Annotated in this window: 9 protein-coding genes; 4 read left to right on the plus strand and 5 right to left on the minus strand. The window is 70.4% G+C overall.

The window, feature by feature from the left end:
- The first annotated feature begins 255 nt into the window (after positions 1 to 255).
- From ACZ60T_RS01140 to ACZ60T_RS01150, 3 genes are all read left to right on the plus strand, one after another.
- Positions 256 to 387 carry a hypothetical protein gene (locus ACZ60T_RS01140; RefSeq protein ID WP_365632711.1) on the plus strand — a complete coding sequence of 44 codons (132 nt, stop codon included), beginning with the start codon at positions 256 to 258 and terminating at the stop codon, positions 385 to 387.
- A 181-nt stretch (positions 388 to 568) separates the two neighbouring features.
- Entirely contained in the window at positions 569 to 1,216 is a 648-nt protein-coding gene (locus ACZ60T_RS01145; RefSeq protein WP_469663340.1) for a GNAT family N-acetyltransferase, read from the plus strand.
- Between the two features lie 167 nt (positions 1,217 to 1,383).
- Positions 1,384 to 2,175, plus strand: a complete 792-nt coding sequence (locus ACZ60T_RS01150; RefSeq protein ID WP_469663342.1) for a S1 family peptidase — start codon at positions 1,384 to 1,386, stop codon at positions 2,173 to 2,175.
- A 245-nt stretch (positions 2,176 to 2,420) separates the two neighbouring features.
- Here the strand turns inward: ACZ60T_RS01150 and ACZ60T_RS01155 are convergent, their stop codons facing one another.
- On the minus strand, positions 2,421 to 2,930 hold the full coding sequence (locus tag ACZ60T_RS01155; protein ID WP_365632703.1) for a hypothetical protein: 510 nt from the start codon (positions 2,928 to 2,930) through the stop codon (positions 2,421 to 2,423).
- A 214-nt stretch (positions 2,931 to 3,144) separates the two neighbouring features.
- Between ACZ60T_RS01155 and ACZ60T_RS01160 the strand changes: the two genes are divergently transcribed.
- The gene (locus tag ACZ60T_RS01160) at positions 3,145 to 4,635 is read left to right on the plus strand and encodes an amidase (RefSeq protein ID WP_469663344.1); all 1,491 of its coding nucleotides are present in this window, start codon (positions 3,145 to 3,147) and stop codon (positions 4,633 to 4,635) included.
- Here ACZ60T_RS01160 and ACZ60T_RS01165 read toward each other — a convergent pair.
- The 4 genes from ACZ60T_RS01165 to ACZ60T_RS01180 form a co-directional block, all read right to left on the minus strand.
- Positions 4,629 to 5,447, minus strand: coding sequence for an isocitrate lyase/PEP mutase family protein (locus ACZ60T_RS01165; protein WP_469663345.1), 819 nt, complete (start codon positions 5,445 to 5,447; stop codon positions 4,629 to 4,631). The genes ACZ60T_RS01160 and ACZ60T_RS01165 overlap by 7 nt on opposite strands.
- 168 nt (positions 5,448 to 5,615) lie before the next feature.
- Positions 5,616 to 6,938, minus strand: coding sequence for a LamG domain-containing protein (locus ACZ60T_RS01170; RefSeq protein WP_469663347.1), 1,323 nt, complete (start codon positions 6,936 to 6,938; stop codon positions 5,616 to 5,618).
- A gap of 40 nt (positions 6,939 to 6,978) precedes the next feature.
- Positions 6,979 to 9,864 carry a right-handed parallel beta-helix repeat-containing protein gene (locus ACZ60T_RS01175; protein WP_469663349.1) on the minus strand — a complete coding sequence of 962 codons (2,886 nt, stop codon included), beginning with the start codon at positions 9,862 to 9,864 and terminating at the stop codon, positions 6,979 to 6,981.
- Positions 9,861 to 15,545 (minus strand): hypothetical protein, encoded by a 5,685-nt coding sequence (locus tag ACZ60T_RS01180; RefSeq protein ID WP_469663351.1) that lies wholly within the window; start codon positions 15,543 to 15,545, stop codon positions 9,861 to 9,863. Before ACZ60T_RS01180 ends, ACZ60T_RS01175 begins: the two co-directional genes overlap by 4 nt.
- Positions 15,546 to 15,609: the final 64 nt, after the last annotated feature.

Genomic DNA, 15,609 nt, shown 5'->3' on the forward strand with positions numbered 1-15,609 from the left:
CGCGGGCCGTGAGATGAGCCGCTTGCCACTGCTTCCGGTTCTCGCGGCCCTCTCCTGGCCGTGCCCCGCCCGCGCCCCGTCGCGTTTCATCGCAGCGTCCTGCCCAGGAGCGGATACGGCATGCCTTCGAACTGGGTGATCTGTGACCAGGATGCGGGCGTCATCGCACTTCAGCGTAGGGCACTCACGGCTCCTGAACATGGGAGACCGGAAGGCCGACCGTCCGTGCAATCCCTACGACGTCAGGACATCACCATGTCGCGCAACCACAACCACCGCCCGCAGCACCGGCGTTCACAGCTCACCGAAGTGCGCAAGCTGACGTTGAGCGCCGTCATCTCCGCCTCTGTCCGCTTCCTGCTCGATCAACTGCGCGATCTGCTCTGACAGGAGAGGGGCCCTTGCACGTGACCGGCCGCGCGCACCGCCGCGTTGACCGCCCCCACGTCGATCAGCCCCGCCGCCTGGCACAGCCGCATTCGCTCTTCGCCGACAACGGCCTCACCCATACGCCTGCCCTCGAAAATTCAGTGGTCACGATGGTCGGGAGTGGGGAGAATCCCTGGTCATGAACCTGCTGACCCACTGGCCGCTCGCGGGCCTGCGGTTGACCACGCCGCGGCTGGAGTTGCGGTTGCCGAATCTGGATGATCTCGCCGCGTTGGCGTCGTTGGCCGCCGATGGTGTGCATGATCCGGCGGTGCAGCCGTTCAACGTGGCATGGACCGATGTCACGCCCGAGCAGCGTGCTCAGAATGTCCTCCAGTACCACTGGCGCTGCTGGAGCGAGTGGCAGCCGGAGAATTGGGTGCTGAACCTGGCAGTCGTGCGAGAGGGCATCGTCGTGGGTACGCAGGGCATCAGCGCCCGGGACTTCTCGGTCCGCCGTGAAGTAGGCACCGGATCCTGGCTGGGCAGGGCTTATCACCGCCAGGGCCTGGGAACCGAGATGCGCGCGGCTGTCCTTCACCTGGCCTTCGTCGGGCTCGGCGCGCAGCACGCTGTTTCCGGCGCATATGCCGACAACACAGCCTCGCTGACGGTATCGCGCAAGCTCGGGTATCAAGAGGACGGCATCGAACGTCATGCCGTACGAGCCAAGCCCGCTGTGCTGCACAGGCTCCGCCTCACCGCTGAACAGTGGCAGCAACACCGACTGGCCCCGGTGAAGGTGGAGGGGCTGTCGGAGTGCCTGCCGTGGTTCGGCCTGACGTGACCGTGTAGCGGCGCGGCGTCGTAGGTCACGTCACGGGGGCAGACGATCACGCGAGTCGCTCCCTGAAGCGAAGTGATCACGATGTTACATATCACCATATGCGCACATTGTATGAAGGTTTCACCAGAGTAAGGTGTCTGGTCGCCACTGTCGCAGTAGGCGTCCTCATGGTGACCGTCACCAGTACGGGATCCGCTGCCGCGGCGGACAGCCCGTCCGACAACGGTGTTCCGCGTCCCAAGATCATCGGCGGCATGTACGTCACGCCCGGAGACTTCCCCGCCACGACCGCGATCCAGAGCACCGGTGCCTCCGGCTCGGAGTCGTGCAGCGGAACCCTGATCGGCCATCACTGGGTCGTGACGGCGGCCCACTGCGTCTTTCCCCTCACGGAACGCACCACGACCGTCCACGTCGGATCCGTGGACCGGACCGGCGGCGAGGTCGCGAAGGCGGTTGCCGTGTACCGGCATCCCAGCTACAACAGCGGCGGCGCGGCAGGGCCCTTCGATGTCGGGCTGCTCAAGCTCGACCATGATGTGGCCGCCCCACCGGCCTTCCTCGGGCCCAGGGTCCAGCCTGTTCGCAGTGCCTTCCGGGTCCTCATCGCCGGCTGGGGACGCACCTGCAACGACCCCTCGCCTGCTTGCGAACCGCCTGTCCGGCTCAAGTCGCTGTACACGTACGTCCTGCCGCCGGAGACCTGCAATCGGCCCCCGGGTGGCTTTCGACCCGACATCGAACTGTGCACGGCCAGCGCTACGTTCGGTTCGCCCTGCCAGGGAGATTCGGGCGGCCCGGTCTGGGCCGACTACCAGAACGGCCGAGGGGTCCTGATCGGAGCCATCAGCCGCGGCAGCGCACCCGCCTGCGGCTTCTCCGACACGATCGCGACCGATCTCACCGCTCCTCCGATCAGCGATTGGATCAGAGGCGTTCTCCAGGGGCCCAGTGGGTGAAGGAACGGCCGAGCTCGGCCGGTCGGATCCTCGCCGTCACCGCTGCCGTCACCGCTGAGCAAGCGGTGACGGCCTCCCGTGGGTCAGGGCCAGGACCCCAGCGCGTGGACTGTCAGAAAGACCCGGTGTCCCTCCGGCCCAGCCCTCGGACGGCGAGCACGATGACGACCAACAGCGCGGCGGCCACGTCCGCTGTCAGTACGAGAAGCAGGAGACACCCTCTGAATGAGACTCCCCGCAGGGTGTCAGCAGCCGCAGGAGTAGTACAGGGCGTCCCAGTGGGTGCCCTCGTCCGCGTAGATGTTGCCGGAGGCCGCCTTCCACTGGGGGTAGCCGTCGCCGCGCAGCCCGATGTAAGTGAAGGCGTTGTGAACGTAGTTGGTCAGGCAGGTGTTCTTGCCGTAGTCGAGCTTGTAACCGTTCCAGTGCGAGTACGTGCCGCTCGCGTGTCCGGTCTCGGTGCCGCCGGTGATATTGATGGCGCAGCCGCTGGCCTGCTTGAGGGTGACCGCTCCCTGAGCGGTGGCCTGGTTGAGTCCGTCGAAGGACGTGCACGTCGAGCCGTTTCGGTCGGAGCAGCCGCCGGACGAGGACCAAGTGATGCCCGCGGCGCGGAACATGGCGGTGGCCTGGGCATGGGTGAGCTTGGTCGCCGCGAAGGCGTCCGTGGAGGCCATCACGCCGACGCCGGGGGCGAAGAGTGCGGTGGCGACGAGGGCTAGCGTGCTCAGTACAGCACGAACACGAAGTCGCATGAATTGCCTCCTACTTGACTCACGGTATGGGCGGTGTGCAGCAGGAGTATGCATGAGCCCTAGTCGCCCGCCAAGCGTCTTGTAGTGAACTCACCTTGAACGACGGGGCTTTCATGTCGTTCACTGGTCTACGCCAACTTTCGCCAATACGTCCGACCGCGTTGCGCGAAACGGTATTTCGTGACCTGTTCCAGAGGTGGTTACGGTCGGAGCCATGGAATGGAATCTCCTGACGGCTGAGGAACTCGCGGCTGCCTTGCGTGCCGGTGAAGTGACCTCGGCGGAGCTGACCGACGAGGCGATCGCCCGTATCGAGCGGGACGACAAGACGATCAACGCGGTCTGTGTGCCGGACTTCGACCGTGCGCGGGCCGCCGCGCGCGATGCCGACCAGGCGCGCGCCCGTGGTGAGGACCGGCCGCTGCTCGGCATTCCGGTGACGGTCAAAGAGTCCTACAACGTCGCTGGGCTGCCCACGACTTGGGGCATGCCCGCACACCGGGACTACGTACCGGCCGAGGACGCGGTGCAGGTGTCGCGGCTCAAGGCCGCGGGCGCGGTGGTGCTCGGCAAGACCAACGTACCGTTGGGGCTGCAAGACATACAGAGCTTCAATGAGCTGTACGGCACCACCAACAACCCGTGGGATCACGGTCGTACGTCGGGGGGATCCTCCGGTGGATCGGCGGCGGCCCTGGCGTCCGGATTCGGAGCGCTGTCCATCGGCTCCGACCTCGCCGGTTCGCTCCGCACCCCCGCGCACTTCTGCGGTGTCTACGCACACAAGCCGACACTCGGGCTGACGGCGATGCGCGGTATGGTCCCGCCGCTCGCGCCGGTACTGCCCGCTGAACACGACCTCGCCGTGGTCGGGCCGATGGCGCGCTCCGCCCGCGACCTCACGCTCCTGCTCGACGTCATGGCCGGACCGGACCCGCTGACGTTCGGTGTGGCGCACGAGGTGACGCTGCCGCCCGCGCGCCACGAGCGGCTGTGCGACTTCCGGGTCCTGGTCCTCGACCAGCATCCGCTCATTCCGACCGGGTCCGCCGTGCGGGCGGGCGTGAACCGGGTGGCCGACGCGCTCGTCGACGGCGGCGCCCGTGTCGAACGACACAGCCCGCTGCTTCCCGACCTGACCGAAGCCGCGGTGATCTACACGCAGTTGCTGATCTCCAGCTCCGTCGCGCACTTTCCCGTCGAAGCGCACGAGCAGTTGCGGGCCCACGCCGCCCGGCTGAGCGCGGACGACCGGAGTCTCGACGCGGTGCGGCTGCGCGCCATGGTGTTCAGCCACCGCGACTGGATCGGGGCGAACCACCGTCGTGAACTCCACCGCCATGGCTGGCGGCAGCTCTTCGCCGAGTTCGACGCGGTGGTGTGCCCCATCACGCCCACTCCCGCGTTCCCGCACGACCACAACCCCGATCCGAGGGAACGCCGGATCGACATCGACGGGGTCGAGCACCCGTACCTCGACCAGCTCGTCTGGGCCGGTGTGCCCACTATGCCGGGCCTGCCCGCCACCGCCGTACCAGCGGGCCGGTCCCCCGAGGGCCTGCCGGTGGGAGTACAGCTCATCGGCCCGATGTTCGAGGACCGCACCCCACTACGGCTGGCCGAGCTGCTCGAACAGAAGATCGGCGGTTTCGTCAGTCCGTCCTCGGACGGTACGCCGGGATCGGCCCAGACCGCCGGTCAGTGACGCGAGGCGAGCAGCGCGTTGAGTTCCGGGAAGGCGATGCCGTCCGTGAGGGAGTCGTAGGCACCGGTGTCGAAGAGTTCCCGTGCCGCGCGGCGGGCGGCGGCGTACGCGGCCTGCGCTACGCCCGGACCGAGGCTGACGCGGGCCACCCCGAGGGCGCCCAGCTCGGCAACGGTCGGGGCGCCGGGGGCGGCCATGACGTTCAGCGGTACGGAGATGCCCTTGGCCAGCGTCTCGATCACGGTGGTGTCGGTGACACCGGGGACGAAGATGCCGTCCGCCCCGGCGTCGACGTACCTGCGCGCCCGGGACAGGGTCTCCTCGAGTCGGGTGTCCGCCTCCCCGAGACCGAACAGGTACGTATCGATACGGGCGTTGAGGAAGAGGTCCACGCCTTCGCGGTCAGCGGTCTGCCGGGCGACGGCCAGCCGCTTCGCGAGCTCGTCCGGGTGCCGGGTGCCGTCCTCGATGTTGACGCCGACGGCGCCCGCCGCGATCACCCCGGCGACGGTCGCGGCGACGTCGGCCGCGTCCTGCCCGTATCCGCCTTCGATGTCGGCCGTGACCGGGACCGCGACCGCGGCGGTGATCCGGGAGATCAGCTCCAGCGCTTGCTCTCGGCCGAGGGCGTCGCCGTCCGGGGAGCCCAGCGACCAGGCGACCCCGGCGCTGGTGGTGGCGATCGCGGGCGCGCCCGCGGCTTCGATGACACGGGCGCTCGCGACGTCCCAGGCGTTGGCGAGCGCGAGCGGTTCGGCGGGGGTGTGCAGAGAGCGGAAGAGGCGCGCGTTGGCCATCTGTTCGGTGGTCATGCGGGTAGTCAAACAGTGCGGGGCGGCCGTCCGCTGGCAAGAATCCGACATCAGTGTCGAGCTTGACGCACACGGCCGTCCGTCCGGGCCGACCGGTCGGTGACAGCCGACAGGCTCAGGTCCGATCACCTCGTACGGGCCCTCGGTGAGAGTCGGCCGCACATCGTCTCACTGCCCCAGCGCATAGACCTGCTCGGTGGTCAGGGCGGCGTCGAAGACCTGGACGTCCTTGATGGCGCCGCGGAAGAAATCCGTCTGTTTCCCGTCGACGATGGCCCGGCCGATGACCAACGGTCCGCTCTCCGTGATGGGCTGTGTCGCGGTCTCGGTGCCCTGGTACTTTCCGTCGACATAGAGCCGGAGTTGGCTGCCGTTCGCGACGTAGACGCCGACCAGATGCGTCCAGCGTCGTTCGGTGGGCGCGCTGGAAGACAGGCTGCGAGCGCCCGCGTTGGAGAACGCCCAGCGGTGGTCGGCACCCGAGTACTGGAGGAAGAAGCCGCTCACGTCACCCGAGTCCTGGCTGACCGCGGTGGCGAAGGCGTCGGGCCTGCCGGTGTCGAGGTAGACCCACGCGGAGATGGTGAAGCCGCGTCCAGGGCCCGCGTCGGGCACGGACCCCCTGGTGGTGATCTGGCTGCTGACGCCGTCGAACTCGGCCGCCCCGCCAGGTCCGGCGCCCCACGCCACCCCGGTGGCGATGCCGTCGTGCGCTCCCGCGGTGTCCGCCGCACCCGATCGCTCGTCAAGTGGCCATGCGCCCACCGGCTTGGGCTTCAGAACGAGGGAAGCGTCCGCGGAACCCACGTCGGTCGACGCGTGGATCCGATACATGCCCGCGGCCGCTGTGCCCGGGGACGCGAGGGCGCAGTGCGGCTTGCTGCGGCGGCGGTCCCAGTGGACGACCAGACCGAGCGGGGAGCCCTTCACCAGGCGTGTCCAGCGCGAAGTGCCGTAGCGGCCCGGACAGTCCGTGGGGGACCAGACGTGCGCGCCGTGGGAGTCCTCGACCTCCACGTGCGTGGCCCTGCGCCCCAGGTCGACCCGGCAGTCCCGGCCGCTGCCGGCCGCCCCGGAGGTGTGCGTGAAGGCGAGGTGGATCGCGGGCTTCCCGTCCGGTGTGTACGAGGCGCTCCCGGGTCTCGCGGTGACCTTCACCTGGTCCTTCCCGCACCGGGCGAGGGCCATGATCTCCGGGGTGTTGACAGCGACCGGGCTCTCGGGAGCGGACACCGGGTCCTTGGGCGCGTCGGTCCTGGTGGCGGGCCGCGCCTGGTCGTCGCCGAAGCGGACATGGGCGGCGCCGAGGCTTACCAGCGCCACCGCGCCGACGCCGACACCGGCCACCACGGGCAGGCCCAGCACGGTCCTCCACACCCGCCGACCGGGCACCAGGCCGCGCAGTGGTGTGCGCGGCCCCTTGGCGAAGGTCTCTGCGAAACCGGACCGGGACGGGTCGTCCGGGCCGGTGTTCTTCTTCGGCTGTGACAACGGTGGTTCCTCCTGGGGGCGGGCGAGGCGGGTCAGGCTCTCAGGCCGGGGGGACGGGAGCGCCGGAGCCGGACGGGAGCGGTTGCGGCACGCTGGGGGCGGGCTGGTCTACGCGGTCGACATCCCGTACGTCCGATTCCCGTACGCCCAAGGCCCGTACGTCCAATTCCCGTACGCCCAGGGCCCGTACATCCAGTTCCCGTACGCCCAGGGCCCGTACATCCAGTTCCGGTACGTCCAGTTCGGACAGCGAGCGCAGGTCCGCCCCGGACGGCGCGTCGTTCTCCGCGACGCGGTACGCCTGCCGTTCCGTCATCGCCTGGAACGTCTGCCGGGCCGAGCGCCCGTTGCCGAACCGGCCGTCCCGGGGGACGTGGTCGAAGTAGCCGACGAGCGTGGCACGCGCCGCGTCGGTCAGTTCGTACTGGTGTGTCGCCGCGTGCTGTTCCACGATGCGCACCAGGTCCTCGGTGCCGTAGTCCTCGAACAGCAGCGTGCGGTTGAAACGGGAGGCGAGGCCGGGGTTGGAGTCGATGAAGTGCTCCATCTCCGCCGGATATCCGGCGACGATGACCACGACGGCGTCGCGGTGGTCCTCCATCAGCTTCACGAGGGTGGCGACGGCTTCCTGCGCGAAGTCGTCGCCGCCCGAGCCGTGCGCGGGCGCCAGGGAGTACGCCTCGTCGATGAACAGCACGCCGCCCATCGCCTCCATGAAGACCCGCTGGGTCTTCGGCCCGGTGTGGCCGACGTACTCGCCGACCAGGGCGGAGCGGTCGGCCTCGACCAGGTGGCCGCGCTCCAGCAGGCCGACGGCGGCCAGGATGCGCCCGTACAGGCGGGCCACCGTGGTCTTGCCGGTGCCGGGGTTGCCCGCGAAGACCAGATGGCGGCTGAGCGGCGGCGCCGCGAGCCCGGCCGCCTCCCTGCGCTGGACCATGCGCATCAGCTTCACGAGTGAGGCGACATCCTGTTTGACCCGCTCGAGACCGATCAACCGGTGCAGTTCGGCGAGGAGATCGTCGAGGTCCTCCTCGGTGGCCGGGGCCGTGGTGACGGTGCCCCTGGCCGGGGGACCGGCGGGCGCCGCGGTGACCGTGGCCGGCACGAGCGCCTGCGGCGCGGGCCAGTGGGCGTCCTTGACCCGCCAGGAGACGCAGTCGCGCACCTCCGGCTCGGCGCCGGTCTCGCCGCTCAGGTCGGCGTCGGCGTCCTGTACGCGGATCCGGGTCAGCACGGGGGTGGCTGCCTCGCCCAGGTGGACGGCGGGATAGCCGGGTGCGGTGATCTCGCAGTCCTCGAAGACACCGGCGCCCCCGGCGTCCACGATCAGGCCGTTCTTGCCCGCGCGGACGATCCGGACCCGGCTCAGGTGCGGGGCGGCGTCGGCCGCGACCACTGTCCCCGACCCGGCCGCCTCGGTGATCTCCACGTCCCGGACGCGTACGGTGGCGCCGTCCCGGACCACAAGACCAGCGGTACCGGCGCGCAGCACCCGGCCGCCGACCAGTTCCGTGTCGTCACCGGGACCGAAGCTGAACCCGGCGCGTTCGGTGTCGGTGACCGTGCAGTCGGTCAGGCGGACGGGCCCCTCGGAGGCGGTGACGGCACCGTCGCGGCAGCGGACGACGGACAGTTCCGTGGCGTCGGCGCCTGCCTTCCCGGACAGGTCGAGACCGGACATGCCGCAGTCGGCGAGGTGCACCTCGGTCAGGGTGAGCCGACTGTCGGCGACAGCGTGCAGCCCGTGTTCGGGGGTCCGGCCGACGCGCAGCCGGGTCAGCGTCACCTCGGCGGCACCACCGATGTGTGCGGCGCTGAACCGGCAGTCGGTCACTTCGCCCTCGGTGAGCCGGGCGGTGGCGGAGTCGGTGACCAGCAGGCCGTTGGCCGCCGAGCCGCGTACGGACGTGCCGCGCGCCTCCAGCCGGGCCGTACCGTGGACCGTCAGGGCCGCCGAAGCGGTTCGTACGATCCGGGTGTCGGCCAGCCGCACCCGGGCCCGCTCCCCTGCCGTGACGCCGGAGCCGCCGACGTCCCGCAGGACGCAGCCGAGCAGCACGGCGTCGCCGCATCCGGTGACGTGCAGCGCGTCGGCGCCCGTGCCGGTCAGTTCGCAGCCGTACAGCAGCAGTCCGCCTCCGGCCTGTGGTGATGCTGCGGTGTCCGCCGCCTCGAACGGGTCGCCGTTCCGCGGTACCGGCGAGGAGTCCAGCACATGGACCGCGTCGCCGCCGCAGTCGCGTACGCGGCAGTCCACGAGCAGCACCGCCGACCTGTCCTCGCACAGCAGCCCGCTGCGGCCCGCGGCGTCGATCAGGCAGTCGCGCAGCACGACGGACGCGTTCTCGCGGACCCGCACTCCCGAGCCGGTGGCACCCCTGATCCGGCTGCCGGTCAACTCCGGCCGGGAGTGCCCTGCCACCACGAGGCCGGTGCCCTGGGCTTCTTCCAGATCGCAGTCCACCAGCCGCACCGCACCGGTGGTACGGATGAGTGCCCCGGCCAGTGCCGCGCCCGTCAGGCGGGCGCCGGTCATGGTGAGCGCGGCGTCGCGCAGCACTTCGAGGCGTCCATGGCGGGTGCCGCCGCCGTGCCAGTGCGTGACGCCACCGGACAGCAGGACGGCGGGCCGGTCCGCCGCACCGCCCCGTACGGTCACCCCCTCCAACGTCAGCCGGGCACCGGGCAGGACTTCGAGGGCCAGGGTGGTACCGGCGGGCGCGGCGAGGACGACCCCGCCGCCGTCCGGGGCCCGCAGCGTCACGTCCCGCGCGACACGCAGCGTCTCCTCGTACGTCCCGGCCGCCATCCGCACTTCGTCACCCGGAGAGGCGGCCTTCAGGGCTGCGGCCAGTGCGCCGGGGCATCCGGGAGCCACTTGGTGCACGGTGGCGGCAACCGGAACCGTCTGGTCCGTGGTCATCGGACGCCTCCCATGGGCGTGTCCGGGTCGCCGGGGGCGTCGAGCCGGGCCTTGCCCTTGGCCGGGCGCGGGCGCTTGGGGCGGGGTGCGCCACCTGACGCGCCCTCATCGTCGTGGCCGCGCTTGCGACCCGAGGCCGGGGCCGGGACCGGGTCGCCGCCGGTCACGGTCCAGTGGCCGCCGTCCGGGAAATGCACCGGGTCCATGCACTGCGGATTCGTACAGAGCGCGGCGTTCGGACCGTGCACGGGGGTCGTCACGGGCGTCCACTCGATGTTCACCACCGGCAGCCTCGTCGTTCCCGCCCCTTCGGGGGTGACATCGGTTGTGCTGCCGTTCGCGAAGGTGATGCGCAGTTTGCGTCCGAGGGCGTTGGCATAGCGCTGGAGCGCGAAGTCCTCGGCCGCGGCCCGGACGGAAGCATGTCCCAGGTCATCGGACGCGAGAGTGAGGCCACGCAGGGGCTCGGTGATCGACGAGACGTCCGTCGACGCGACATCCCCGACCGCGGCGCGGTCGTCGGGGATGCGGCGCAGACGCCCTGTGGCCAACGCGAGGGACAGTTCTTGGGGAGTGAGGTCGATGCCCGGGTTGCTCTTGAGCGCCGCGTCGATCACTCCCTGAATCCCCTTCTTGGCGACCGCACCGCCGCGATGTCCCAACTGGGCCCGCACGTCTCGCAGAAGCTGCTCCGCCGAGGGCAGACGCAGGTTCTCGGGTGGGCCGTTCTCGAAGGCGTACAGGACCGAGGTGGGCCGCGGTCGGCGCGCGGCGTACACGATGGCGTGGTCGAGCGTGTTCAGGAGGCGCGACGGGGCCTCGTTGTGGGCGTAGGCGTAGGTGATGAAGCGCAGGTCCTCCTGGCGGATGCCGACGCGTACCGACGCGTCGTCACCCAGCTTGGCGGAGATGTGGGACCCCAGCACATTGGCGTCCGTGCCCAGCTTGTCGCTCAGTGCGGCGATGTCAGGGGGATGGAACGGCCGCAGCGGGTTGATCCGATCCGCGTTCTCCGGGGAGAGCTTGAAGCGCTGGTCACGGATTTCGCTCAGCCCCAGCCCCTTCTTGAATCCCTTCTTGCTGAACAGCCGCTCCACTTGCGCCAGTCCGGCGTGGTCCTGGGGCAGCTTCTTGCGCTTGCCGAAGAGCCCGGCCATCATCCGGGAGACATCAGTGGCGATGGCCGCCTCCTCGAACTCGGCGACGAAGGCCGTGCCGCGGACCGGCAGCGTGTGGTTGCCGGCAGCGATCTCCCGTTGCGCCTCGCGGTCGACGATGGCGCCCGGCCGCTGCCTGAAGTCGCCATGACTGAGGCGGGGCAGGGTGCTGTCCAGCTCCCAGGCGTTGAACTTGTTGAGCGCGTCGCACAGGTGGTTGGCTTCGGATTCCATGGGGCCGAACCGCAGCGGCAACCAGCCTTCGCTTCCTGGAATCCTGTCCACCAGTGTCGCGGTGGCGTCCACGAACAGGTTGGGCTCGGGCGGGTACGGCAGCAGTGGGTGCAATCCGGCGTGCCCGGCTCGGGCGCGCATGTCCGCGCCGATCCGCAAGGCGAGGTCGGGTCGGTGGTCCTTGGTGACGCGCCCCTTCGCCCCGTCCGCCAGGCGCGCGTTGGTCTCGGCCAGGAGCAAGTCCGGCTCGCCAGGGCCCGGCGGCTCGGGCACCCGGTAGCCGCCGGTCATCATCAGCGGGCGCAGCGGCGCCGTCTCCGACGGTTCCCCCGCCCGCTCGACGCCGCGCATCTCGAACTTCTTCTCGAAGTAGTCGAAGACGTGCTGTCCGCCGGGCACGGTGTGCGGGTAACGGTCGAAGTCCATGAAGGCGAAGTACGGATGGGAGGGCGGCACGCCGTCACCGCCGGCCATCATGGCGTGCACCATCGACCGGCTGGCCAGGCTGGTCATGACGGTGTTACGGATGGTTCCGTACGGGAACTTCCCGGTATGCCAGCCGATACCGACGACGGCGATCGGGAAGTCCGCGCGAACGTCGTCCAGGGCGCGGCGCACCGCCTCGTTGATCTTTCCCAGTTCCTCCTTCGGACCGTTGATGCCGATCACCACACCGAACCGCCCCCGGTAGCCGTCCGGCAGTCCGGTGGTGACCGCCTTCAGGAAGTCGGGGATCGACGTCAGGGAGGTGTCGGTCTGCTGACCGCCCATTCTCTTGACTGTGCCGATGTCGTCGAATCTGATGTCGTCGTATCTGACGACGGTGTTGACGACATAGGAGATCGGGCGCTGTTCGTCCACGCTGTGGCGCAGGTTGTTCAGGTACTGCTCGTCGGACAGCGACCACTGGTCGCTCTTGCCGAGGCGCTGGAACGCGTCGGTGAACGCGGTGTTGACACGAATGTCGCCCGGTGTGGTGTGGCTGGTGAGGTCGGGTTCCCACCGCAGCCCAGGCATCTGGTGGTGGTCGCCATGGTGCGCGGGGCCGGTCATCTCGACGTCGCGCGCCTTCGGGTGGTGGAACGGCGCGCCGCCGGGCCCGGGAACGGGCCTTCCGCGCTTCCAGCACTCGGCGGCGATCGCGGTGTAGGCGTCATCGATCTGCTGCTGAATGGTCTGCGGATCCATGCCCAGTTCATCGAGGCGGGCCTTGGCGTCAGTGAACTCGGCGCGCTTGGCACTCAGCCTGTCCAGGGCCGCGAGGGCCTTGGCGGAGGCGGTGGACGAGCCGGGCTGATCCGCCTTGGGTACCCGGTCCAATTCTCCCCGGGCTACGGCCAGGCCGTAGGACGCCCGTTCGTACTGATCCCAGGCGTCGAGCCGCAGCCTGGCCTCCCAGCCCGCGGTGCCTCCGGTGACGATGCGGTCCGTGGCCCGGCTGCGGGCGCCCAGCGCGTCGTCGGGCCCGAAGCCGAGCCGGTCCTTCGGTGCCGGGTGTCGTGGGAGGAGGCTTCTCGGGGCGGGCTCGGGCTCGGGCTCCACGAAGTCCGCCTTCGCCTTTCCCTTGTCGACAGACGGGATCGCCCGCGTCTCCGGTCGCGGGTGCGGCGGTGGACCGCCGCCGACGGCGTGTTCGCCGAAGATGCCGCCGGTGAGGGCGTTGATCTGCTGACGGGTGCGTGCCGCGTCGACGCCCAGTTCGTCGAGCTTCGCCGCTGCCCCGGCGGCCTCGGCGCGCTTGGCGCCCAGGTCGTCCAGCGCCTCGGCCAGGGCGGGCGAGGGTTCACCCCGGTCGGCGCCCGGCGGCACCAGCCCACCCACCTTGCGCTCCGCCTTGCCGAGCTGCGACAGCGCGTTCTCGTACGCGGCCCACGCGTTGAGCTTCGCTCCGGCTTCGGGACCGGTCGAACCGCCGAGGATCAGGTCGTCGCGGGCGCGCAGCCGCTGGTTCATGGCCGCGGCACCGGCGAAGCGGTTGCCCGGGGGCGCGGGGACGGAGGTGGGTGTGGGCGGGTGTCCGGTGGGCCTGACCGCGGCCGGAACGGCGGTGTCCGCGGCCTTGGCCGGGCTGCCGCCCGGGTGGGCGATCAGGTCGAGGGCGCTGTGGTCCACGGTGCCGGACGCGCCCGCGCCGTCGAGGTCCTGACGGGCCGACACCCCGGAACCGCCCCGGTCCATGGCAGCACTGCGGCCGGTGGCGCGGACCGGTTCACGTCCGCCGGATTCCAACAGGCTCATCGTCACGTCGTGTTGGTCGAGAGCCGGTCGAGGAGCCGCCTTGGTCGTGGAACCGGCGCCGGACGGGACGCCCGCCCTGGTACCCGGCGCCTGATCCGGGATCTCCGCCCTCAGCGGGGCGTGGGCACCGCCCGTCGCCGGACTGCCCACCGGGACCTTCACGTCCAGCCCGCCCGTCAGGTCCGTACGTGCCGTGCCGCCGGGCACGGTGTGCGCCAGGTCCTGCGCGGTGAACGTACGCGGCGCCGCGTCGCCGATGCGGACGCTGATGCCCTCCCCGTGGAACGAGGTCACCGCGACGTCGCCCGAGGCCAGCGCCTGTAGCTCGGGGAAGGACATGTCCTCCAGGGCCTCGCCGTGTCCGATGGCGCCGCGGGCCATCGCCTGGCCGTCGCCGATGCCGATGCCGTGGACGGAACCGGCGCCGGAGGAGGGCTCCGGGACGCGGACGGTGGGAACGTCCGTCACCGCATGGGCTGTCGGCGCCGACACGTGGGCATCCTTGAGCAGGTCGATGGCGGTGTGCGCGGGCAGCAACAGGTTGTTGTCCAGGCGGATGTGCCCTGCTTCGAAGTCCACCTGCTGGATGAGCCGGGTGGCACCGGAGCCGTGAACGTCCGGAACGGTCAGGCCACTTGGGCGCGCGGTCATGCCGGGGAGTCCGCCGGGCGTGACGTGCACGCCCTGGACGCGGCCCGCCGGGAATCGCAGGCGCGACAGGTCCACGGATCCACCCGGTACGACGGCGTCCGGGACGGGCCCACCGACGGGCCGCGTCGGCGTCGGCGTGCCGGGCGCACCGACCGGCCGGAACGGCACGAGCGCGCCGTTCCTGTCGAACGTGCCGGTGCCGCTACCGACGTCGGCGCCGCCGCGCAGCGCCGCTTCCGTACGCCCCGCATGGGCCAACAGCGCGTGCAGTTCCGGGTACTTGATACCCAGGACCCGCTCGCCGAAGGCGAGTCGCGCGGCGCCTGCGAGGCCCAGGACGCTGAGTTCGGCGTAGTCCAAGGGCAGGAAGGTGACGATGCCGATCCGGCCGGCCCGCCCGGCGGTGATCTTTCCGTATGCGCCGAACTTGGCCCAGGCGCCGTCGACTTGACCGGTGAACTTCACCCAGTCCTTGCTGACGGCACCGGCCAGGGACCCCCAGCCGCCCTTGGCGAGGCTCCCCACGCCCTTCACACCGTTGAGGGTGTGGACGGCGACGACCAGGGGCGCCACCGCGGTCTTGGGTACGCCGTACAGAACGGAGAAGCGGCCGATCTCCGCGCTGATGTTCTTCCCGGCCTGGCTGATGCCCTGGACGCCTCCCTTCAGGACGCCGCCCAGGCCCTTGATGATGGCGCCGACCGGCAGGGCCCTGGTGGTGGGGAAGAGCACGCCGAGGAAGGCGAGCCCGAGTTCCAGGCCCTTGGCCTTGCCCTGGCTGAAGTCGACGATGGCCTTGATCAGCATGACCGCGTTCATGCCCCAGGCGAGGATCGCGAGGGCGCCGCCGGTGAAGATGCCGATGACCGTGAGGACGATGGTCAGCCACTTGAAGGCTTCCCAGAACAACTCGCAGTCGCTGACCGGCATGACCATCAGCGACCCGGCCTCGGTCAGCGTCCTTTCCAGGGTGCGCGCCGCGTGGGCGAGCGTGGTCTTCGCGTCGTCGGCCCGGTCGATGTGGGTCTGCCGTCGCGGGTCGTCGTGGGCCAGTCCATGGACGGCGGCCAGTGCCTGGTCGGCGTCGTTCTGCGCCTGTGCGAGGGCGGTGGCGTACGTACGCAGCGCCGCCTCGGCCTGGTGGAAGGACTCCTCGACATGGCCGACGAAGTTGTGGAGGTGGTCGTCGACCATGCCGCGTAGCTGGTCGGCGGTCCTGCCGATGAAGCGGCGGCCGTCACCGGAGGTCTGCTGAAGCACCTTGAGGCCGTTGTTGATGGTGCCCGCGTCGGCGGCGAGGGCGCGCATCGCGTCGGCGATGGTGGTGAGGGCAGCCACGTCACCCGGGGTCGGGTCCGCGCCGAGACGCAGAGCCCCCCAGTCTCCAGGACGCGTAGCCACACCCTGCTCCTCCCCCGTGGCAGAGCGCTCACAGATGTAACGCTCTGTGACTTCGATCGCCGCA

The organism is Streptomyces sp. NPDC104371, assembly GCF_055583785.1.

Bases quoted from the DNA above. Each gene is read 5' to 3' on its own strand.
- ACZ60T_RS01140 (WP_365632711.1), top strand. From the start codon at position 256: ATGTCGCGCAACCACAACCACCGCCCGCAGCACCGGCGTTCACAGCTC.
- ACZ60T_RS01145 (WP_469663340.1), top strand. From the start codon at position 569: ATGAACCTGCTGACCCACTGGCCGCTCGCGGGCCTGCGGTTGACCACG.
- ACZ60T_RS01150 (WP_469663342.1), top strand. From the start codon at position 1,384: ATGGTGACCGTCACCAGTACGGGATCCGCTGCCGCGGCGGACAGCCCG.
- ACZ60T_RS01155 (WP_365632703.1), bottom strand. From the start codon at position 2,930: ATGCGACTTCGTGTTCGTGCTGTACTGAGCACGCTAGCCCTCGTCGCC.
- ACZ60T_RS01160 (WP_469663344.1), top strand. From the start codon at position 3,145: ATGGAATGGAATCTCCTGACGGCTGAGGAACTCGCGGCTGCCTTGCGT.
- ACZ60T_RS01165 (WP_469663345.1), bottom strand. From the start codon at position 5,447: ATGACCACCGAACAGATGGCCAACGCGCGCCTCTTCCGCTCTCTGCAC.
- ACZ60T_RS01175 (WP_469663349.1), bottom strand. From the start codon at position 9,864: ATGACCACGGACCAGACGGTTCCGGTTGCCGCCACCGTGCACCAAGTG.